At 74.5% G+C, this 20,655-nt stretch carries 15 protein-coding genes and 1 pseudogene; 7 read left to right on the forward strand and 9 right to left on the reverse strand.

Going from position 1 to position 20,655, the window contains the following annotated elements; all coding sequences use genetic code 11:
* Positions 1-6: 6 nt before the first annotated feature.
* The 3 genes from GTY84_RS00380 to GTY84_RS00390 all read right to left on the reverse strand — a co-directional run bounded on the left by GTY84_RS00380 (position 7) and on the right by GTY84_RS00390 (position 5,302).
* Positions 7-1,920 (reverse strand): RiPP maturation radical SAM C-methyltransferase, encoded by a 1,914-nt coding sequence (locus GTY84_RS00380; protein ID WP_161223967.1) that lies wholly within the window; start codon positions 1,918-1,920, stop codon positions 7-9.
* Positions 1,921-2,063: 143 nt separating this feature from the next.
* The gene (locus GTY84_RS00385) at positions 2,064-3,857 is read right to left on the reverse strand and encodes an alpha/beta fold hydrolase (RefSeq protein ID WP_161224052.1); all 1,794 of its coding nucleotides are present in this window, start codon (positions 3,855-3,857) and stop codon (positions 2,064-2,066) included.
* A 62-nt stretch (positions 3,858-3,919) separates the two neighbouring features.
* Positions 3,920-5,302, reverse strand: a complete 1,383-nt coding sequence (locus GTY84_RS00390) for an MFS transporter (protein WP_161223968.1) — start codon at positions 5,300-5,302, stop codon at positions 3,920-3,922.
* A gap of 456 nt (positions 5,303-5,758) precedes the next feature.
* On the opposite strand from GTY84_RS00390, the gene GTY84_RS00395 reads away from it, so the two are divergent.
* Positions 5,759-9,007 carry a molecular chaperone Hsp90 gene (locus GTY84_RS00395; protein ID WP_161223969.1) on the forward strand — a complete coding sequence of 1,083 codons (3,249 nt, stop codon included), beginning with the start codon at positions 5,759-5,761 and terminating at the stop codon, positions 9,005-9,007.
* 137 nt (positions 9,008-9,144) lie between these two features.
* On the opposite strand, the gene GTY84_RS00400 is transcribed toward GTY84_RS00395, so the two are convergent.
* Together GTY84_RS00400 and GTY84_RS00405 are read right to left on the reverse strand one after the other, a co-directional pair.
* Complete coding sequence (locus GTY84_RS00400) at positions 9,145-11,556, reverse strand: HAD-IC family P-type ATPase (protein WP_161223970.1); 2,412 nt, start codon at positions 11,554-11,556, stop codon at positions 9,145-9,147.
* Positions 11,557-11,654: 98 nt separating this feature from the next.
* Positions 11,655-11,924, reverse strand: coding sequence for a DUF2530 domain-containing protein (locus tag GTY84_RS00405; protein WP_161223971.1), 270 nt, complete (start codon positions 11,922-11,924; stop codon positions 11,655-11,657).
* Between the two features lie 375 nt (positions 11,925-12,299).
* On the opposite strand from GTY84_RS00405, the gene GTY84_RS00410 reads away from it, so the two are divergent.
* Positions 12,300-13,757, forward strand: coding sequence for an NCS2 family permease (locus tag GTY84_RS00410; RefSeq protein WP_161224053.1), 1,458 nt, complete (start codon positions 12,300-12,302; stop codon positions 13,755-13,757).
* 112 nt (positions 13,758-13,869) lie between these two features.
* Here GTY84_RS00410 and GTY84_RS00415 read toward each other — a convergent pair whose 3' ends face one another.
* Positions 13,870-14,082, reverse strand: a complete 213-nt coding sequence (locus GTY84_RS00415; protein ID WP_161223972.1) for a DUF397 domain-containing protein — start codon at positions 14,080-14,082, stop codon at positions 13,870-13,872.
* Complete coding sequence (locus GTY84_RS00420) at positions 14,079-14,909, reverse strand: helix-turn-helix transcriptional regulator (RefSeq protein ID WP_161223973.1); 831 nt, start codon at positions 14,907-14,909, stop codon at positions 14,079-14,081. The genes GTY84_RS00415 and GTY84_RS00420 overlap by 4 nt, the downstream gene beginning before the upstream one ends.
* 277 nt (positions 14,910-15,186) lie before the next feature.
* Between GTY84_RS00420 and tgmA the strand changes: the two genes are divergently transcribed.
* Genes tgmA through tgmC form a run of 3 tightly spaced genes read left to right on the forward strand, consistent with a single transcriptional unit; the run spans position 15,187 to position 17,547 of the window.
* Positions 15,187-15,459, forward strand: a complete 273-nt coding sequence (tgmA, locus tag GTY84_RS00425; protein ID WP_237531933.1) for a putative ATP-grasp-modified RiPP — start codon at positions 15,187-15,189, stop codon at positions 15,457-15,459.
* Positions 15,460-15,473: 14 nt separating this feature from the next.
* On the forward strand, positions 15,474-16,433 hold the full coding sequence (gene tgmB / locus GTY84_RS00430; RefSeq protein WP_161223975.1) for an ATP-grasp ribosomal peptide maturase: 960 nt from the start codon (positions 15,474-15,476) through the stop codon (positions 16,431-16,433).
* Positions 16,426-17,547: an ATP-grasp peptide maturase system methyltransferase gene (gene tgmC / locus GTY84_RS00435; RefSeq protein ID WP_161223976.1), complete on the forward strand. Its 1,122-nt coding sequence runs from the start codon at positions 16,426-16,428 to the stop codon at positions 17,545-17,547. The genes tgmB and tgmC overlap by 8 nt, the downstream gene beginning before the upstream one ends.
* Positions 17,548-17,781: 234 nt before the next feature.
* Here the strand turns inward: tgmC and GTY84_RS00440 are convergent, their stop codons facing one another.
* Positions 17,782-17,964: a ribbon-helix-helix protein, CopG family gene (locus tag GTY84_RS00440; RefSeq protein ID WP_202548914.1), complete on the reverse strand. Its 183-nt coding sequence runs from the start codon at positions 17,962-17,964 to the stop codon at positions 17,782-17,784.
* 158 nt (positions 17,965-18,122) lie between these two features.
* On the opposite strand from GTY84_RS00440, the gene GTY84_RS00445 reads away from it, so the two are divergent.
* Both GTY84_RS00445 and GTY84_RS00450 read left to right on the forward strand, forming a co-directional pair.
* Positions 18,123-18,560: a MarR family transcriptional regulator gene (locus tag GTY84_RS00445; protein ID WP_161223978.1), complete on the forward strand. Its 438-nt coding sequence runs from the start codon at positions 18,123-18,125 to the stop codon at positions 18,558-18,560.
* 26 nt (positions 18,561-18,586) lie between these two features.
* Positions 18,587-19,951 carry an MFS transporter gene (locus GTY84_RS00450; protein ID WP_161223979.1) on the forward strand — a complete coding sequence of 455 codons (1,365 nt, stop codon included), beginning with the start codon at positions 18,587-18,589 and terminating at the stop codon, positions 19,949-19,951.
* 175 nt (positions 19,952-20,126) lie between these two features.
* Here GTY84_RS00450 and GTY84_RS33275 read toward each other — a convergent pair.
* Positions 20,127-20,620, reverse strand: a pseudogene (locus tag GTY84_RS33275) (GNAT family N-acetyltransferase).
* Positions 20,621-20,655 lie beyond the last annotated feature (35 nt).

Genomic DNA, 20,655 nt, shown 5'->3' on the forward strand with positions numbered 1-20,655 from the left:
ACGCGGTCATACCCGGACGGGTTCGGCCGGGGCGGCCTGTTCGGGGTGGGCGTGGTGCGAGAAGCCCAGCCGCAGCAGGTCCCCGTTGACGGCGGCCGGGGCGATGTGGACGTACTGCCCGCCGTCGGTGAAGACGAGGCCGAGACCGGTCCAGGACTCCAGGAGGCGCCGTACCGCGGCCTCGTCCCGGGCGGCCCCGGGCGCCGCGCGGGACGCCTTGCGGGCCAGGGCGGCGGCGGTGTGCGGCTGGTCCAGGAGCCGGAAGGCGGCCAGTTCGAAGGGGTCGGTCAGCTCCGCCGTGCGCCAGTCGAAGGCGCGCCGCCGGGAGACCAGGACGATCCGGTCGCCGAGGTCCTCGTGGGTCAGCCGGGCGTCGGCGTGGTGCTTCCTCCAGGCGCCGAGCGCGTCGTTGAGGGCGGTCACCGTCGGCCCGCCGATGCCCCGCTCCGGTGCCTCGAAGACGTAGGCGAGGTCGTACAGGTCCTCCTCCGGCAGGTCGTAGGTGAAGCGGTAGTGCGCCTCGGGGCGCAGTCCGGTGAAGCCGAGTTCGGGACGCTCGAAGTAGGGGCTGAAGCGCTCGATGGCGATGCGCGCCGACAGGTCGACCGGCGGGTCGAGGTGCTCCAGCGCCGGGAGCTGGGCGATCACCGGCTCGTAGTCCGCGGGAGTCTCGCCGGGGAAGCCGTGCAGGTAGTTCCAGGTGACGCAGAGCCCGGTCTCCGCGCCGTCGCGCAGCATCCGGACGTTCTGGCAGCCGCTGACGCCCTTGTCCATCAGGTCGAGCACCCGGTCGTTGAGCGACTCGATGCCGGGCTGGACGTAGATCATTCCGGCCTCGGCGAGGAGCTTGAGCTGGGGGCGGCGCATGTTGGCCTTGATCTCGATGTGCAGCCGCAGGTCGTAGCCGCTGGCGATGATCCGGGGCAGGACGGTCGTCAGATAGCCCATGTCCAGGATGTTGTCGACCACGTACATGTCCAGCACCTGGTGGCGGCGGGCCAGTTCGACGATCTCCTCGTAGAAGGTGTCCGGGCTCTTGGAGCGGAACTCCATGAAGGAGCCGTTGAGCCCGCAGAAGGTGCAGTGGTGCTTCTCCCCCCACCAGCAGCCGCGCGCGCCCTCGACGACCAGTTTGGGCTCGACCCAGTGCCGCGCCGCCGAGGCGGCCAGCCGTTCGAAGTAGCCGGTGTAGTCGGGCGGCAGGATCGCGGCGGGCGGCAGCGGGCGGGTGGCCATCGGGTTGGCCGTGCTGGCACCGTCCGGGCCGCGGTGGCACACCCCCGGCACCCCGTCCGCTCCGGTGCCCTCGGCGAGGGCGGTGAGGAGCTGCGGGAAGGCCGCCTCGCCCTCGCCGCGGACCACGTGGTCGACGAAGGGGAAGACGCGGTGCACGGCGGCGCCCTGGGCCCCGTCGCAGTTGGCCCCGCCGAGGACGGTGACGATGTGCGGGGCGAGCCGCTTGATCCGCCGGGCGGCGGCGAGGGCGGCGGTGTTCTGCTGGAACGTGGAGGTGAAGCCGACCACGTCAGGCTCCGCCGCCACGATGCGCCGGGCGATCTCGTCGACGAACGCGGGCACCGCCTCGTGCAGCGCCAGCGACATCCGCAGCCGCGCCGTCCCGAGCTTGCCCCGCATGGCCGAGACGAACTCCTCCTCGCGCCAGTGCGGATCGTCGTAGAGGGCGGAGGAGAACACCCAGTCACCGCAGCCCAGGAAATAGGAGGAGAGCGAGTAGTACTCGTAGTCGGCGGCGGTGAATTCGGTGCGTTCGGTGATCCAGTCGGTGAATTCCAGATTGGCGTGCAGGACGTCGGCCACGGCGCCGGGCACGCGTTCGTCCACGCTCCGTTTGAGGATTCCGAGCGCGAGGGACGGGAGGTCGATCGGCGACCAGGGCATGTTGACCAGCAGGACACGCATGTCGGCTCCTCGGAAGGGAACCGGCCGGCCCGGCGGCGCTCCGCCGGACCGGCCGGTCCGGGTGTCAGTCCTCGTCCGTCTCCTCGGCGTTGCGGAACGGGACGGTGATGCTGATGCCGATGCCCGGCTTCCGGTTCTCCTCGTCACCCGCGAGCGGGTCGTTGTGGATGATGTCCTTCTGCATGGGATCTCCTCCCTTCGGTGCCGGATGGGATGGTGCGGTGCTCCCCGTCCCGGTCGGGGCGGGGGGTCCTGGACGGGTGCCGCGCGGGGCGGCGCAGTTCCCGGTCGAGGAAGGCCACGGCCCGGCGCAGCACGGTGACGTGGTCGCCGCCGTCGTAGCCGTCGTGGCCGGAGTCGAGCCACAGCTCCTCGTGCCGGACCCCGGCGGCGCGCAGCGCGGCCAGGTAGCCGCGGATCTGGCCGGGCGGGCACTTGGCGTCGTGGACGGCGGCGGCCACCAGCAACGGGGCGCGGACGTCCGCGGCGTACCGGATGGGCGAGCTGCGGGCGTAGCGGTGCGGGACCTGCTCGGGAGTGCCGCCGAACAGCCGTTCGTCCAGGGCGCGCAGGGCGGGCGTGGCGGTGCGGTGGGCGGCCACGGTGTCGGCGACGGGCTTCACCGCGACCCCCGCCCGCCACAGGCCGGGCCGGGTGCCGAGGGCCAGCAGGACGAGGTAGCCGCCCCAGGAGGTGCCCCACAGCCCGGTGGCGTCGCCCCGGATCAGGCGCCGTGCCACCAGGTCGGCCCGGACCGAGGCGAGGTCCTCGACCTGGGTGAGGCCGACGCCGGAGCCGTGGGCGTGCCGCCACCGCGGGCCGTACCCGGTCGAGCCGCGGTAGTTGACCCGGACCACCGCGAAGCCGGAGGCGACCAGGGAGTGGACGGTGCCGTCGTAGGCGTCGCGGTCGTGGTCGGCGGGGCCGCCGTGGACGAGGAAGACCGCCGGCACCGGTGACGGCGGACCGTCGGGCAGGCTCAGCAGGGTGTGCACCGGTCCGTCCGGGCCCGGTGTCCAGAGGTCCCGGTGGCTGCCCGGGACGGGGCCCGCGGCGGGCAAAGCGGGCAGCGCGGTGCCCCGGGTGGAGCGGAGCCGGGGCGGGTGGGCGGTGTCGGTCCACAGGTAGTGCAGGTCGCCGCCGGGGCGGTCGGCGGCGTCCAGGAGGGTGCCGGGCGGGGTGGGGACCGGGACCAGGGTGCGGGCGGCGAGGTCGGCCCGGTGCAGGTGGGAGCGGCCGTGCCGGTCCTGGCGGACCAGGACGGTGCGGCCGTCGGCGCTCCAGCCGGCGGTGATCTCGGTGTCGAAGAGGCACCACTCGTGCTCGGCCGTCCCGGCCCGCTCGCTCCAGGTGCCGAGCAGGTACCCGTGCGGGCGCTCCCGCACCAGCAGCAGGACGTCCTCCCGCGCGGGGGAGCCGGGCTCCGGCGCGGGGGCGAAGCCCAGCGGCCACAGCCGGGCGCCGGGCGGCGAGTCCAGGGTGGCGCGGACCTCCCCGTCCGGGGTGAGGACGGCGACGGCGCCGGGTGCGGCGAGGGCGATGAGGCGTCCGTCGGGGGTGGCGCCGGTGAGGGTGGCGGGGCCCTCGACGCGCAGCGCGGTGCGGGCCGCGCCGCCCCGGGGGCCGGAGTGGACGGTGGTGCCCCCGGTGTCGCCGAGGGCTATGACGACGGTGCCGTGGTCGCCGACCGCGAGGCCCCGCGGCAGGCCGGGCGGCAGACCGGTCAGACCGGGCCGGTCGGGGCCGCCCGCGAACGGCTGGTACCACCACCGGCCCGAGCCCCGGGCGTCCTCGTCGAACCACCAGACGCACGCGTCCCGGTCCACCGCGCCGTGCAGGGTGCCGCCGGGGCGCCGGGTGACCTGACGGGCGCGGCGGGTGGCGGCGTCCCAGGTGAACACCTCGCACCGGCCCTCGGCGTCGGCGGTCAGCACCATTTTGGCCGGGGCGCCCGCGGACACCTCCGGCAGCGCGGCCCGGTAGACCCGGTAGTCCCCGCTCACCCGGCCCGCCCGGCCAGGGCGCCGCGCACCGGGCGGCGGGTGGTGTGCGCGGCGAGCAGCGCCAGGGCCGCGCCGCAGGCCAGGGCGGGCGCGCCGGTCGTCAGCCGGTCGGTGAGCAGCCCGGCCAGCACCGGCGCCAGGGCGGCGGCCCCGGTGGTCGTGGTGGCCAGCACCGCGCCGGTGCGGGCCTGGAGGGCGGGCGCCGTGGCGCCGAGGGCGCCCGTCTGGAGGAGCACCGAGGCGACCGGCATCACCAGGCAGACCAGGGCGAACAGCAGCCCGTACGCCCAGGCGCCGGTGACGGTGGCGAGGAGGACGGCGAGCGGGACCAGCAGCCAGGTCACGGCGGGCACGATCCGGGAGGCGCCGAACCGCTCGGCGGCCCCGGGCGCGGCCAGCGCGCCGATGAGCCCGGCCGCGCCGGAGGCGGCGAGGACGGCGCCGAGGGCCGCGCCCCCGTGACCGCCCCGCTGGAGGGTGAAGACGGCCTCGTAGTAGAGCATCACCACGACCAGGTTGACGGTGGTGCACCAGAGCACGACCAGGCGCAGCAGCGGGGTGGCCCGCACCAGGCGCAGCCCGGCCGCGGCCTCCCCCGGCAGGCCGCCGCCGCGCCGCCGGGAGCGGCCCGGTCCGCCGCTCCGGCGCGTGTCCCCCTCCGCGGCCGTGTCCCCCTCCGCGGCCGTGTCCCCGCCCGAGGCCGTGTCCCCGCCCGGGGCCGTCCTCCCGTCCGCGGGGCGGGGGGCTGCCGGGTCCGCGCGGTCCGGTCCCGGCGCGGTGAGGTCGGAGCGCATGGCGCGGACGCACAGCGCGCCGATCACGTAGGAGAGCGCGTCGGCGGCGAACGGCAGGGCCCGGGAGAGCTGGTAGAGCAGGCCCCCCAGGGCCGGGCCGACGATCAGTGAGCCCTGGTCGGCGGCGGCGAGCCGGGAGACCACCCGGCCCTGTTCCGGGCCGGGGCAGAGCAGCGCGACCGTGCCCCTGGCGGCGGCGTCGAAGGAGGTGGTGGCCACCCGCTCGGCCAGGACGGCGGTGAGGATCAGCGCGATCGGCGGGCTGCCCAGGGACAGGGCGAGGCCCAGGCCGCCCATGGCGAGCGCGGCCAGGGCGGAGGCGGCGAGCATGACGCGCTTGCGGGCGCCCCGGTCGGCGGGCACCGCGACGAGCGGCGCCAGCAGCAGCCCCACGGCCGTGGAGACGCCCGCGATCAGCCCGACCGTCCGCGGGGGATGGCCCAGGTGCAGCAGGAGCAGCGGCAGTACGGCGCCGGTGGCCTGGCTGCCGATCCCGTCGGCGGCGTTGGCCCACCACAGGAGCCGGACATCGCGCTGCCCCGCGCCGCGGCGGGAGGGTGGTGCGGTCGACGCTGGCCGTTCCACGACACACCTCACCCTTGTGGCAGAGCGATGGAGAATGTGTGAAGGAGCTGAAATCGGTCTGGAGCCTAGGGGCACTCCGGGGGCCCGGCAAGACTCCTTTCGCCGATGGCTTGATTCAGTTGCCACGCATCTGTACGGACCGATTCCCTCCGGAGGCGCGGAAAGGAGGTGATCATTTCTCCGGGAGAGCGCTTTTCTCCTTGTTCCGGGAGGAGGCCCGGGAATTCCCGCGCCTTTCGCGCACCGCCCGCCCGTTCTCCGGGAGCCCCGCGGACCGCGGGGGGGACCGGCCGTGCCGGACCGGGGGCGCGGTTCCGCCGGGGTACCCGGCCCGCGTCCGCCGGTGCGTACCCGCCGTTCCCGCCGGTGCGTTCCCGCCGGTGGGAATGCGTCCCGCGCCGGGCGGGGCGGTACCTTCGAGCTCACGCCGACGAGGGCCGATGAGGAGAGATGACCGTGAGCATGTTCGTGCGGCCCGCCGCCGAGGGCGCGGACCCGTTCGGTACCGCGCGGCTGCGGCGCGGGGTGCTGGACGCCTGGGCCGCGAGCCCGGCCCGGTTCCGCGAGGACGCCAACGCCGAGGAGGACCTCGTCCTCGGCGGCTACCGCGACCGTCTGGTCGTCGAGCTGGCGCAGAACGCGGCCGACGCCGCCGCCCGCGCCGGGGTGCCGGGACGGTTCCGGCTGACCCTGCGCGACGGCGTCCTGGTCGCCGCCAACACCGGAGCCCCGCCCGACGCGGCCGGCGTCGAGTCGCTGTCCACGCTGCGGGCCTCCGCCAAGCGCGACGCCCCCGTCCCCGGCGCGAGCGGCCCGGACGGCCCCGGCGGTGCCGGGGGTCCGGAGGGGCCGGGCGCCGCCGTCGCCGTCGGCCGGTTCGGCGTCGGCTTCGCCGCCGTCCTCGCCGTCACCGACGAGCCCGCCGTCATCGGACGGCACGGCGGGGTCCGCTGGTCACTGCCGGAGGCCCGCGACCTGGCCGCCGGGACCGCCCGGCACAGCCCCGGCCTCGGGGACGAGATCCGCCGCCGCGACGGCCATGTGCCGCTGCTGCGGCTGCCGTTCCCCGCCGAGGGCACCGCCCCCGAGTCCTACGACACCGTCGTGATCCTTCCGCTGCGCGACACCGCCGCCGCCGACCTCGCCGAGCGCCTGCTGCGCACCGTCGACGACGCGCTGCTGCTCGCCCTGCCGGGGCTGACGGAGGTCGTCGTAGAGACCGGTGACGAGGTCCGCACCCTGCGCCGCCGCGCCGACGGCGCCCTCACCGCGGTCGAGGACTCGCGCGAGGGCACCACCCGCTGGCGCACCGCCTCCGCCCACGGCCCGCTCACCCCGGACCTGCTCGCCGACCGGCCCGTCGAGGAGCGGCTGCGGCCCCACTGGTCGGTCACCTGGGCCGTGCCCGTGGACGCCGACGGCGCCCCCGCCCGCCCCAGCACCGAGCCCGTCGTGCACGCCCCCACCCCCAGCGAGGAACCGCTCGGCGTGCCCGCCCTGCTCATCGCCTCCTTCCCGCTGGACTCCACCCGGCGGCACACCGCGCCCGGCCCGCTGACCGACTTCCTGGTCCAGCGCGCCGCCGACGCCTACGCCGGGCTGCTCGCCGACTGGCGGCCGGTCGGCCCCGGCCTCGTCGACCTCGTGCCCGGCCCGCTGGGCGGCGGCGAACTCGACGGCGCGCTGCGCCGGGCCGTCCTCGAACGGCTGCCCCGCACCTCCTTCCTGCCCCCGGCCCTGCCCCCCGGCGAAGGCGACGACGGGGACGCGGACGGCAGCGGCGGGGGGGCGGACCGCCTCCCCGAAGCGCTGCGCCCCCGGGACGCCGAGATCGTCGAGGGCGCGGGCGCCGCGACCGTACGGGTCCTGGCGGAGGTGCTGCCGACGCTGCTGCCCGCCGGGCTGGAGCGCCGCGCCGAGCTGCGCGCCCTCGGCGTGGCCAGGCTGCCGCTGAGCGACGCCATCGACCGGCTCGCCGGGCTGGAGAAGGCCCCGTCCTGGTGGTGGCGGCTCTACGACAGCCTCGCCGGGGTCGACCCCGAGCGGCTCTCCGGGCTGCCGGTGCCGCTGGCCGGGGACGCCCCCCGGGGGTTCGGCACCGGCGCCGTCCGGACCGCGATCGGCCCCCGCCAGGTCCTGCTGCCCTCCCCGGACTCCAGCGCCCTCGACCCGGAGGTCCTGGCCCGCCTGGGCCTCAAGGTCGCCCACCCGGACGCCGCGCACCCGCTGCTGGAGAAGCTCGGCGCCCTGCCGGCCACCGCGCGCGCCGTGCTGACCACGCCGCAGGTGCGGGCCGCCGTCGCCGCCTCCCTGGACGACGACGGCGGGGCCGCCTGGGAGGAGGACACCCTCGACGCCGAGGAACTCGCCGACACCGTCCTCGGCCTCGTCCGGGACGCCGGGCTGGACGCCGGGGAGGAGCCCTGGCTGGGCGCCCTCGCCCTGCCCGACGAGGACGGCGAACTCGCCCCCGCCGGTGAACTCGTCCTCCCCGGCGGCCCGTTCGCCCGGGTGATGCGCGAGGACGAACTCGCCGCCGTGGACGCCGGACTGGCCGCGAAGTGGGGTCCCGAACCGCTCGCCGCCTGCGGCGTCCTGGTCACCTTCGCCCTGGTGCGCGCCACCGACGTCGTCCTGGACCCCGACGAACTGGAGCCCCGGGACGGCGACTTCGCCGAGCCGGACGACGCGGGGCTGCTGGACGCCGTGGACGTCTGGAGCGAGGACGTCCTCGACCGCTTCCCGGACAGCCCCGTCCCGCCCGTCGCCACCGAACTCGTCGCCGTGCGCGACCTCGACCTCGTCGACGACGACCGCTGGCCCGAGGCCCTCGCCCTGCTGTCGCGGCCCCCGCTGCGCGACGCCCTGGTCCAGCCGGTGCGGGTGCTGCTGCCCGACGGCACCCATGAGACCGTGCGCCCCTACACCGCCTGGTGGCTGCGCGGCCACCCGGTGCTCGGCGGCCGGCGCCCGGCCGGACTGCGCGCGGCCGGCGGCGACCCGCTGCTGCGCGGCCTGTACGACGAGGCCGACGCCGCCGGCTTCGAGGACGAGCAGGTGCTCCGGGCACTCGGCGTCCGCACCTCCGTCGCCGCCCTGCTGGACGAGCCCGGCGGCGCGGCGGAGCTGCTGGACCGCCTCGCGGACCCCGGCCGCCCGGTCACCGCCGCCCAGCTCCACGCCCTGTACGGCGCCCTGGCGGAGCTGGACCCGGACCGGGTGACCCTGCCGGACGAGGTCCGCGCGGTGGTCGACGGCCGGGTCCAGGTGGTGGACGCCGCCGACGCGGTGGTCGTCGACTCGCCCGACCTGCTGCCCTTCACCGCCGGGGTGCCGCTGCTGCCGGTGCGTCCGGCGCGCGCCGCCGACCTGGCCGAGCTGTTCCAGGTGCGGCGGCTGAGCGACTCCGTCAGCGGCACGGTGGACTCCGAGGGCACGGAGCACGATGTGCCGGAGGCGGTGCGGGCGCTGCTGGGCGCGCGCACCCCGCGGTCCTACGTGGAGCACGGGGAGCTGGTGGTGGACGGGACCGCCGTCGACTGGCGTCTGACCGCCGACGGCGTTCCGCACGCCGCCACGCTGGAGGGCGTGGCCGCCGCCCTCGCCTGGGCCACCGGGCAGTGGCCCCGCCGCTTCGAGACGGCGGCCCTGCTGGAGGACCCCACCCGCACGGAGGAACTGTCCCGGGACCGCTGGTTCGACTGACCCCGGCCGCCGGGCTCCGCCCCACCGGGCCCGGTCCCCGCCCGGCTCCGCCCCCACCGGGGAGGGCCCAGCCGGGGCCCCACCGGGGCGGCCCCGGCTCCGGGCCCCCGCCCCTCCGGGGGCGGCCCCCGGAGGGGTCAGCCCCCGGCGCGGCGGTCCGTGTACCGCCAGACCGCTTCCAGGACGGCCGAGGCCACCACCGCGACGGCGACCGCCGTCCACGGCATCGCCGTGCCGACCAGCCGCAGGGCGAAGACGTCCTGGAGCCAGGGGACCGCCAGGACCACCAGGAAGGCCCCGCCCATCGCCGCGACCAGGGCCACCCGCCACCAGGTGTAGGGGCGGGCGATGATCGCCAGCACCCACATCGAGACCAGGAACAGCGTCAGCGTCGCCGCGCTGGTCTCCGCCTCCAGCGCGTCCGCCCCGGTGTAGTGGCTCCGGGCCAGCAGATACGTCACGAAGGTCGCCGCCCCCGCCACCACCCCGCCCGGGACGGCGTACCGCATCACGCGCCGCACGAAGTGCGGCCGGGCCCGCTCCTTGTTGGGGGCGAGGGCCAGGAAGAAGGCGGGCACGCCGATGGTCAGCGTGGACAGCAGCGTCAGATGCCGCGGCAGGAACGGGTACTCCACCTGCGAGCACACCACCAGCACCGCCAGCAGCACCGAGTACACCGTCTTGACCAGGAACAGCGTCGCCACCCGCGTGATGTTGCCGATGACCCGGCGGCCCTCGGCCACCACCGACGGCAGCGTGGCGAAGCTGTTGTTCAGCAGCACGATCTGGGCCACCGCCCGGGTGGCCTCCGAGCCCGAGCCCATCGCCACGCCGATGTCGGCGTCCTTGAGGGCGAGCACGTCGTTGACGCCGTCGCCGGTCATCGCGACCGTGTGCCCGCGCGACTGGAGGGCGCCCACCATGTCCCGCTTCTGCTGCGGGGTGACCCGCCCGAAGACGGTGCCCCGGTCCAGGACGGCGCCCATCTCCTCCCGCCCGGCGGGCAGCCGCCGCGCGTCCACCGCCTCCCCGTCGAGACCGAGCTTCGTGGCGACCGCGCCGACCGACACCGCGTTGTCCCCGGAGATCACCTTGGCCCGCACGCCCTGCTCCGCGAAGTAGCGCAGGGTCCCGGCCGCGTCCGGCCGCAGCCGCTGCTCCAGCACCACCAGCGCGGTCGGCACGGCCCCGTCCCCGGCGCGCGGGTCGTCCAGCTCCCGCGCGGCGCGGGCGAGCAGCAGCACCCGCAGCCCCCGCTCGTTGAGGCGCCCGGTCTCCGCGAGCGCCGGATCGTCCTCGGCCAGCAGCACGTCGGGCGCCCCCAGCAGCCACGCGCCGGACGACCCGTCGCCCTCGCGGAAGGCGGCGCCGCTGTACTTGCGGGCCGAGGAGAAGGGCAGCGTCCCGGTGCGGTGCCAGTCGCGGGCGGGCCCGTCGGCGGGGAAGGCGTCGATGATCGCCTGGAGGGAGGCGTTGGGCCGGGGGTCGGACGTCCCGAGGGCCGCCAGCACGGTGCGCACGTACGCCTCGTCCGCCCCGCCGAGCATCCGCAGCCCGGTCACGTCCATGCCGCCCTCGGTGAGGGTGCCGGTCTTGTCCAGGCAGACGGTGTCGACCCGGGCCAGGCCCTCGATGGCGGGCAGCTCCTGCACGAGGCACTGCTTGCGGCCGAGCCGGACGACCCCGATCGCGAAGGCGACCGAGGTGAGCAGCACCAGCCCCTCGGGCACCATCGGCACGATGCCGCCGACGGTCCGCGCGACGGAGTCCCCGAAGGCGTTCTCCTTCACCACGAGCTGGCTGATGATCAGCCCGATCGCGGTCGGGACCATCATCCAGGTCACGTACTTCAGGATGGTGGAGATCCCCGTCCGCAGCTCGGAGCGGACGAGGGTGAAGCGCGACGCCTCCTCGGCGAGCTGCGCCGCGTACGCCTCCCGGCCCACCTTCGTGGCCTGGAAGGCGCCGCCGCCCGCGACCACGAAGCTCCCCGACATCACCGGGTCCCCGGGGCGCTTGACCACCGGGTCGGCCTCGCCGGTCAGCAGCGACTCGTCGACCTCCAGCCCGTCCGCCTCGACGCACACCCCGTCCACGACGACCCGGTCGCCGGAGCCGATCTCCAGCACGTCGCCGAGCACGATCCGCGAGGTCCGGATCTCCACCGCCGTCCCGTCGCGGCGCACCGTCGGGCGCGCCTCGCCGATCACGGCCAGCGAGTCCAGGGTCTTCTTGGCCCGCCACTCCTGCACGATGCCGATGCCGGTGTTGGCGATGATCACGAAGCCGAACAGGCCGTCCTGGATGGGCGCCACGACCAGCGTGATCACCCACAGCACGCCGATGATCGCGTTGAACCGGGTGAAGACGTTGGCGCGGACGATCTCGGTCAGCGAACGGCTGCTGCGCACCGGCACGTCGTTGACCTGGCCGCGCGCCTCCCGCTCCGCGACCTCGGCGGCGGTCAGCCCGGTCTCCGGCGAGGTGGCGGTGACGGGGTACGCGGGGTCGACCACGGCGTCGGGGGCGTCCGCGTCTGTATGCGTCATGCTCCGACGGTACGTGCGGCGCTCCGGCTCCACCCCCCGAGGGGGTGGGAAGTCGGCCCCGGCGCCCTGGGCGCCTCCCGGGCGGTGCCGGGGCGGTGCTACGGGGCGGTCGCCGGGGGACCCGCTGCCGCCGCGCGCCTGATCGCGGCGTCCCGCTTGCGGACGTACCAGATACCGATGAGCCCGAGGCCGCCCCCGGCCAGGCAGGTCCACACCCACCAGGCGTGCCCGCGGTCGTCGAACCAGCCGTAGAAGGGCACCTGCGCCAGGAAGAGGACGAACCAGATGACGGTGCCGCCGGTGATGGTCGCGACCACGGGGCCCTCCAGGGGCTCCGGCGCCTCGTGCGTAGGTGTCCACTTCGCCATGCGTACAGCTTACGAGGGGGCTCCGGCGGGCGCGCCGGGGCCGTCCCGTCCGCCGTCCGCCGCTCCGGTGTGCCGACCGGGTGCCGGCAGGAACCGGCCCGGGCGGCGCCTGGTGTCCGCCTGGTGTCCGCCTGGTGTCCGGCGCGGGGTGGGGCGCCGCACGGGGGCGCGGCACGGGGGCGCCGCACGGGGGCGCCGCACGGGGGCGCGGCACGGGGGCGCGGCACGGCAGGAGTCCGCACAGGAATCTACGCGCGGAGATGGCGCGCCACGGGCTCATACCTTCATACTGAACCCGTTTGTCTCTGACCACTTTCATTCGTAGGAAACACCAAGCGGGCATGGGGGAGACCTGCTGGTGACATGAGGTTCAGCATGTCCACCCCGGCCTCCGCCCAGGTACCCCCCAGTCCCGAGCCCCCCGACGCGCCCCGGGCGCCGCAGGGTTCCCTCGACCGCTACTTCCGTATCTCCGAACGCGGCAGCACCCTGCCGCGCGAGATCCGCGGCGGTTTCGCCACCTTCTTCGCGATGGCCTACATCATCGTGCTGAACCCGATCATCCTCGGCAACGCGAAGGACGTGTACGGGAACCACCTCGACAACGGGCAGCTCGTCACCGCGACCGCCCTGACGGCGGCCTTCACCACGCTGCTCATGGGCGTGATCGGCAACGTGCCGATCGCGCTCGCCGCCGGACTCGGGGTGAACTCGGTCGTCGCCCTCCAGCTCGCCCCGCGGATGTCCTGGCCGGACGCCATGGGCATGGTGGTGCTCGCCGGGTTCATCGTGATGCTGCTGGTCGCCAGCGGTCTGCGGGAGCGCGTGATGAACGCCGTGCCCTACGGGCTGCGCAAGGCCATCTCGATCGGCATCGGCCTCTTCGTCATGATCGTCGGCCTGGTGGACTCCGGGTTCATCAGCCGGATCCCCGACGCGGCCGGCACCACCGTCCCGCTCCAGCTCGGCAGCGGCGGCCAGCTCCACGGCTGGCCCGTGCTGATCTTCGTCCTCGGCGTGCTGCTGACGCTCGCGCTGATCGTCCGCAAGACGCCCGGCGCCATCCTCATCTCCATCGTCGTGATGACCGGCGTCGCCATGGTCGTCCACGTCCTCGCGGACATCCCCTCCTGGGGCCTGACCACGCCCGAGTGGCCCGGCAACCCGCTCTCCACGCCCGACTTCGGGCTGATCGGCCAGCTCAGCCTGTTCGGCGGCTTCGGCAAGGTCGGCATCCTGACCGGTGTCCTGTTCGTCTTCTCGGTGCTGCTGTCCTGCTTCTTCGACGCCATGGGCACGATCATGGGCGTCAGCGACGAGGCCAAGCTGACCGACGCCCAGGGCCAGATGCCCGGCATCAACAAGGTCCTCTTCATCGACGGCGTGGCCGTCGCCGCGGGCGGCGCCAGCTCCTCCTCGGCCACCACCTGCTTCGTGGAGTCCACCGCAGGTGTCGGCGAGGGCGCCCGCACCGGCTTCGCCAACGTCGTCACCGGCGGGCTGTTCACCCTGGCGCTGTTCCTCACCCCGCTCGCCACGATGGTCCCGGCCCAGGCGGCCACCCCGGCGCTGGTCGCGGTCGGCTTCCTGATCCTGGCCGGTTCGATCGGGGAGATCGACTGGGCCGACTTCACGATCGCCATCCCGGCCTTCGTGACGATGGTGATGATGCCGTTCACCTACTCGATCACCAACGGCATCGGCATGGGCTTCATCGCCTTCTGCGTGCTGCGCCTGGCGGCCGGGCGGGGCCGGGAGGTGCCGCCGGCGATGTACGCGGTGTCGGCGGTCTTCGCCTTCTACTACCTGATGCCGGCCCTCGGCCTGACCTGACCGGGCCCCGGCCGTGACGGCGGCCCCGCGTTCCTTCGGGGAGCGCGGGGCCGTCCGCGTTCGCTCACCGGCCCCGGCGGGACGGCACGGGCGCGCGGGTCGGTGGGGGCTGTCACCCGTGGCGCCTGGCGAACCTCACGAGACCGGCGAACCCCTCGCGGGTCAGGGCCAGGTGGGGGCCGTTCGGGTCCTTGCTGTCGCGGACCAGGAACTCTCCCCTGGCCGCCGCGTGTTCGGGCGCCCACTCGACGCACTGGCCGCCTTCGCCACCGCTGTACGTGCTCTTGACCCACCGCAGGGGCCGGGAGCCGTGCGTGCTGCTCATCTGGCGTACTCCTCCGCGATTTCTCGTATCCGAGCCAAGGACTCCTCGGGGCCGCGGGCGGAAGCCCGCAGACGCTCGTATGTGGTGCGCGCGTTGTCCACCGCCGTCGCGGAGTCCGTCATGTGCCCCTGCCCCCTGCTCTCCGAGTACAGGACTGTTGCCCCGTCGTCGGGCGTTAGCAGGGTAAACGGTAGGGATGAGGCGGGGGCACCCGCGTCGAAGCGCAGGACTTGGAGCGTGACGTGGGGGTTTCCTGCGGCCGAGACGAGGTGGCGGAGCTGGTCGGCCATGACGGCCCGGCTGCCCACCTCCGTCCGTAGCGTCGATTCGTGCAGGATCACCCAGAGCAGGGGCGGAGCATCGCGCTCCATGATCTCCCGGCGGGTCAGCCGGGCCTCGACCCTGGTCCTGATCCGGTCGTCGGCCTCGCGCGGGTGCGTGGCCCGGAACGTGGCTTCCGCGTAGGCCGGAGTCTGCAGCATGCCCATGATCAGCGCGTTGGAGTAGTCCTCGATCCGGCTGGCCTGCCTCTCCAGGTTGACGTAGGGCACGAACCAGCCGGGATGCCCGCGCTCGCTCACCCGGACCAGCAGCCGGGCGAAGTAGCCGGAGGTGTGGAAGAACCGGTCACATCCCTCGGCGAAGTGCATCGACGGCAGTGCCCTGCCGTTCTTGACCTTGGACACGTACGGCTCCTTGTATCCCGTGAAGTCGGCCAGCTCCCGCTGGGAGGCTCCCTTGTGGGCCAGGGCCGCCACCACCTCACGCCCGAACCACTCAAGGCCGTTCGCGGGCTCACCGTCCAGTTCGGGTGACGGTTCGGTCATGCGTTCAACTCCCTTTCTTTCCAAATGGTTTGGAAAGCCTCCCGGGCTGTCGGGCGTACGTCCGGCCGGTGATGCTGGGAGTGCACAGCGTAAGTACCCGCCCCGCACGACGGGCGAGCGGCCAACGGCATACGGAGCGGCAGCCATGACGGCGCAGACAGCGGAGAGGGAACCACCCCCGCCCCGGTCGGACCGGCGCCCGCACCCTGGGACGGGCAGAGCGCCCGCCGGGGCGGGTCCCGCGCGCCCCACCGCAAGAAGCGACCAAGGAGGAGACTTGCGAACGAGCCTCGCACGTACGAAGACCACCGCGCCGACCCCGTGGGGGCTGCGCCGTATGGTCCCGCTGCGCAACGGTGCTCCCTCGCCGTGGCGGTACGTGGGCATCGACCCGGCCACGCAGACCGGCCGATGGGCCGGGGAGGACGGAGCGATGACGCCGGCCGAACTCGGCAAGCACGGCACGAGTGTGAACACCTACCCGCCCACACAGGTCGGCAAGGACGGCAAGGTGGACGGCGACTCCGGTCACGACGCGACGCAGGACTAGGGGGTGGGAGCGCCATGGACCAACGCCCGGTGCTGGTCTGCACGGAGTTCGAGGACGCAACCGCTGACCTGGTCATCGCGGAGCTGAACCGGCGCCGGGTTCCCGTGCTCCGGTTCGATCCGGGGCGCGACTTTCCGGCGCCCGTGGTGCTCGCCGCGCGCGTCGGGGCGGAAGGCTGGGACGGGCGCGTGACGGTCGGGGAGCGTACGGCGGATCTGTCCGCCGTGCGTTCCCTGTACCACCGTCGGCCGAGTCCTTGGCCGACGCACAGCGACGAGCAGACGACCCGGTTCGCCGCGCAGGAGAACCGGCGCGGTCTGGGCGGCGTGCTGGGCGCGCTGTCGGGGTGCCTGTACCTGAGCCATCCACTGGCCATCGCGAGGGCGGAGTACAAGCCCGCGCAGCTGTCCGCCGCGCTCCGGACCGGATTCGCGGTCCCGGCCACCCTGATCACGAACGACCCGACGGAGGCCAGGGCGTTCTGCGCCGCACAACCGACCGTCTACAAGCCGTTGCACGCGGGGGTGTACGAGGTCGAGGGCGAGCCCGCCGGAATCTGGGCGGCTCCGGTAGGGGCGGGCGAGGTCGACGGCGCGGTGAGCCACAGTGCGCACCTGTTCCAGGCGCAGGTGCCCAAGGTGGCGGACGTGCGTGCGGTCGTCGTCGGCGAGCAGGTGTTCAGCGCGCGGATCACCGCGCCGCCCGGGGTCGTGGACTGGAGATCCGAGTACCTGAGCCTCGCCTATGAACCGGTCACCTGCCCGGACGGGCTGCGTGGGGCTATGGTGCGGTTCCTCGCCGCTTTCGGGCTGAACTTCGGCGCCTTCGACTTCGCCGTGACCGGGGACGGCGCGTGGTGGTTCCTGGAGTGCAATCCCAACGGCCAGTGGGCGTGGCTCGAGGACGCGGCCGGACTGCCGATCACCACCGCGATCGCGGATCTGCTGGAGAACGGAGCGAGTCAGCATGAGTGATCCCCTGGCGTCGGAACACCTACGGGCCGACCTCGTGCGGCGCCTGTCCGAGAACGGCGCCCTGCGCAGCCCGGAATGGGCCGCGGCCCTGTTGGCGGTCCCCCGCGAGGCGTTCCTCGCGCACGGCTGGTTCGAGTACGAGGAGGGCGGCTGGTACCGGCCCGCGGCCGGGGACTCCGCGGAAGGACTCGCGCGGATCTACGAAGACGACACTCTGGTGACGCAGGTGGCCGGGGGCGTCTTCCCCGACCAGGTCGAGGGGCGCGTCGCCGCGGCCCCGTCGTCGTCGTCCACTCTGCCGAGTCTGGTCGTGCGCATGCTCGAAGACCTGCGGGCGGCCGAGGGGACGCGCGTCCTGGAGATCGGCACGGGCACGGGCTACTCGACCGCGCTGCTGTGCCATGCCGTCGGCGAGGACAACGTGACCACGGTCGAGGTCGACGCCGAGGTGTCCGCCCGTGCCGGGATCGCGCTCGCGGGTGCCGGGCACTGGCCCGCCCGCGTGGTCGGTGACGGACTGGCGGGCTGCGAGGAGGGCGGCCCCTACGACCGTGTGATCGCCACGTGCGGTGTGCACACGGTGCCGGCCGACTGGCTCGCGCAGACCCGCACCGGAGGCGAGGTCCTGGTCACGGTCGGCGGATGGATGCACGCATCCGAACTCGTGCGGCTCACGGTCGCCGACGACGGCACGGCCGGCGGCCGGGTTCTCGGCGGGCAGGTCTCGTTCATGCTGGCCCGCCCCCACCTGCCGCCGCCGCCGGGTGTCCTGCCGGACCTCGACGAGGGCGACGCGGTGCCCGCGGAGCTGGGCGCGGACGCGCTCGACGACTGGACCGCCCGCTTCGTCGCGCAGTCCGCCGCGCCGCGCGCCCAGCGGCTCACGCTCGTACGGGACGGCCGGACGGAACACGTCGTGATCGACGTGGACGCCGGGGCATGGGCGGCCGTCTTCCAGGACGGTGGCCGGTGGATGGTCCGGCAGGGCGGGCCGACGCGTCTGTGGGACGAGATCACCGAGCGTGTCACGCGGTGGCAGGCGGACGGATGCCCTGCGGCCGACCGCATGCGGCTGCACGTCGGCCCCGAGGGGCAACGTCTGACCTGGGCGTGACCGCGGGCCGGCAGGACCCGGTGCTCCGGACCTCCACTGCGGGCACCTCCGGTGAAACGGCCCCCTCTACGGGGGACCCGGTGGCCACGCCATCCGCGTCGGGCCACTACCGCAGGTGCGGCTTCCGGACCGCCGTGAGTCCTGTCGGTGGTCCTCTCCCTCTCCTTGCCCGGTGACGGCCCCCGGGCCGACCCGCCCCCCGGCCCCGGGGCCCGGAGGAGCGGGGACCTGGCGTCAGCCGACCCCGTAGAACCGTTCCGTCTCCTCCACGGAGGACTGGAACCGCTGGTCGAAGTCGTCGCGAACGAGCGTCCGGACGACATAGTCCTGGACGCTCATCCCCCGTCTCGCCGCGTGGTGCCGGAGCCGGTCGAGCAGTTCCCCGTCCACGCGCAGGCTGAGCACACTCGTCCCCATGCCCACGAGGGTCACCCCGGGAAGCCGGGCGGTGCCCCGGATTCCGCGGGCGGCTCACTCGTAAGGGTGATACCCGGCGGGGTGCGTGGCGGGCATCACGGGCGGAGGCCGTGATGAGCGGTGGTATTTCGCAAGACTAATGAGTTACGCTAAGAAACATGCCGGACCTCAAGCGCGGCGACGACGCTGCCGCCGTGAACTCCCTGCGTTCCGCCGTGATGCGGCTGTCCCGTCGCCTCAAGCACCAGCGGGTCGACGAGTCGCTCAGCCCCACCGAGATGTCGGTGCTCGGCACCCTCTCCCTCTGCCGCAGCGCCACCCCGGGTGAGCTGGCCCGGAGGGAACACGTCCAGCCGCCCTCGATGACCCGCATCGTGGCGCTGCTGGAGGCCAAGGGGCTGGTCCGGCTGGAGCCGCATCCCGAGGACCGCCGCCAGAAGGTCGTGACGCAGACCGAGCAGGCCGTCGTGATGCTCGACGAGAGCCGCCGCAAGCGGAACGCGTTCCTGGCCACCCTGGTCGAGGGGCTCGACGAGGACGAGTGGGCGAAACTGCGCGAGGCCGCCCCCGTGCTGGAGAAGCTCGCACACCTGTAATCCCCATCGCGAGGAGGCGAACCCTGTTGAGTACGGGACCCGGAGCAGACTCCGCCCCCGCACCCCATGGACACGACACCGCGGCCGCTCCGCCCGGCGCCCGCCGCCGCAACGGGATGTTCGCCTCCCTGGGCGTCCGGAACTACCGCCTGTTCTTCCTCGGGCAGGCGGTCTCCAATGTCGGCACCTGGATGCAGCGCATCGCCCAGGACTGGCTGGTGCTCACCCTCACCGGCTCCTCGGCGGCGGTCGGCATCACCACGGCCCTGCAGTTCCTGCCGATGCTCTTCCTCGGCCTCTACGGCGGCGTCCTGGTCGACCGGCTGCCCAAGCGGCCCGCCCTGCTGTTCAGCCAGTCCGCCATGGCGGTCAGCTCGCTCTTCCTCGCCGTCCTCACCCTCAGCGGCCAGGTCCAGGTCTGGCACGTCTACGTCGCCGCCTTCGCCCTGGGGCTCGCCGCGGTCATAGAGAACCCGGCCCGGCAGTCCTTCGTCTCCGAGCTGGTCCGGCCCGACCAGCTCCAGAACGCCGTCAGCCTGAACTCCGCCAACTTCCAGTCGGCCCGCCTCGTCGGCCCCGCCGTCGCCGGACTGATGATCACCGGCGTGGGCACCGGGTGGGCGTTCCTCGCCAACGGCCTGTCCTTCGTGGCGCCGCTCACCGGGCTGCTGATGATGCGCTCCCGCGAGCTGCACCCCGCCCGCCGCACCCCGCGCGGCAAGGGCCAGCTCCGCGAGGGCCTGCGCTACGTCGCCGGGCGGCCCGAACTGACCTGGACCATCGTCCTCGTCGGCTTCATCGGCACCTTCGCCTTCAACTTCCCGGTCTTCCTCTCCGCCTTCGCCGACGACGTCTTCCACGCGGGGGCGGGGGTGTACAGCCTCTTCAACACCCTCATGGCCGTCGGTTCGCTGGCCGGGGCGCTGCTCGCCGCCCGGCGCGGCACGGCCCGGGTGCGGGTGCTGATCGCGGCGGCGGCGGGCTTCGGGCTGCTGGAGATCGCCGCGTCGGCGGCGCCGGAGCTGTGGATGTTCTCGCTGCTGATGGTGCCGCTGGGGATCTTCGGCATGACTTTCAACGTCACCGCCAACACCAGCATCCAGATGACCACCGATCCCGCCATGCGGGGCCGGGTGATGGCCCTCTACATGATGGTCTTCCTCGGCGGCTCGCCGGTCGGCGCCCCCGTCGTCGGCTGGGTCACGGACGTGTACGGCGCCCGCACCGGCCTCGCCGCCGGAGGTGCCGTGGCGGCGCTGTCCGCCGCCGCCGTCGGCCTGGTCATGGCCCGCGTCGGCAACCTCCGCCTGAGCCTGGGCTGGAACGGGGGCCACCCGAGGCTCCGCTTCGTCCCGCGCGAGCGCCGGGAGGAGCTGGCACCGGTGGCGTGACGGGGCCGGGGGCCTCCCGGCGGGGCGGGGTACGGCGCCGGGGCGGGGGCGGCGTACGTCGCACCGCGTCCCGTGCGGCCCGTCCCGAGCGCCGCGCTCCGTGCACCGCGTCCCGAGCGCTCCGGCCCGTGCGCCCCGTCCGCCGGGCCACCGCGGGCACCGCGCGGCCGTCGGCCTACCGTGTCCCGAACGAGATCCAGACGTCGGGCGGCAGGTCCGGGCGGTGCGGGACCGGCCTGCGCTCCTCGGTCCACGCCTCCCGGCGATCTCCCCGGCCACCCGCCGCCAGAAGCGGACGGCCCCCGTGTTGGCGTCCTGGAAGGCGACCTCCCAGGGCCCGGGGTACGCGGCGACCAGCTGCCGCGCGGCGCTCAGGCCGACCCCCGACCGACGGGCCCCCCGCACGACGAAGAAGCTGTTCAGCACGCGCTTCGGGCCGTCCAGCCCCCGGACGACGGCGAAGCCGGCCGGGCGGGAGTCGAGGATCACGAGGTGGGCCGCCCACCCGGGATCGGTGAACGCGCGCTCCAGGCGGTCGGCGGCGAAGGTCCCGTCGGCGTCGGGAAGGGAGCCGGACAGCTCCGACATGTCGTGGCGGAACAGCAGCCACAGCCGCTCGGCCACGGGCAGGTCGGCGGGGCGCGCCGGGCGGACGGACGGCTGGGGCACAGCAACCTCCACGGGTGCGTTCGACGGTCCCCGGC

Source organism: Streptomyces sp. SID8352, assembly GCF_009862265.1.
Taxonomy (GTDB): domain Bacteria; phylum Actinomycetota; class Actinomycetes; order Streptomycetales; family Streptomycetaceae; genus Streptomyces.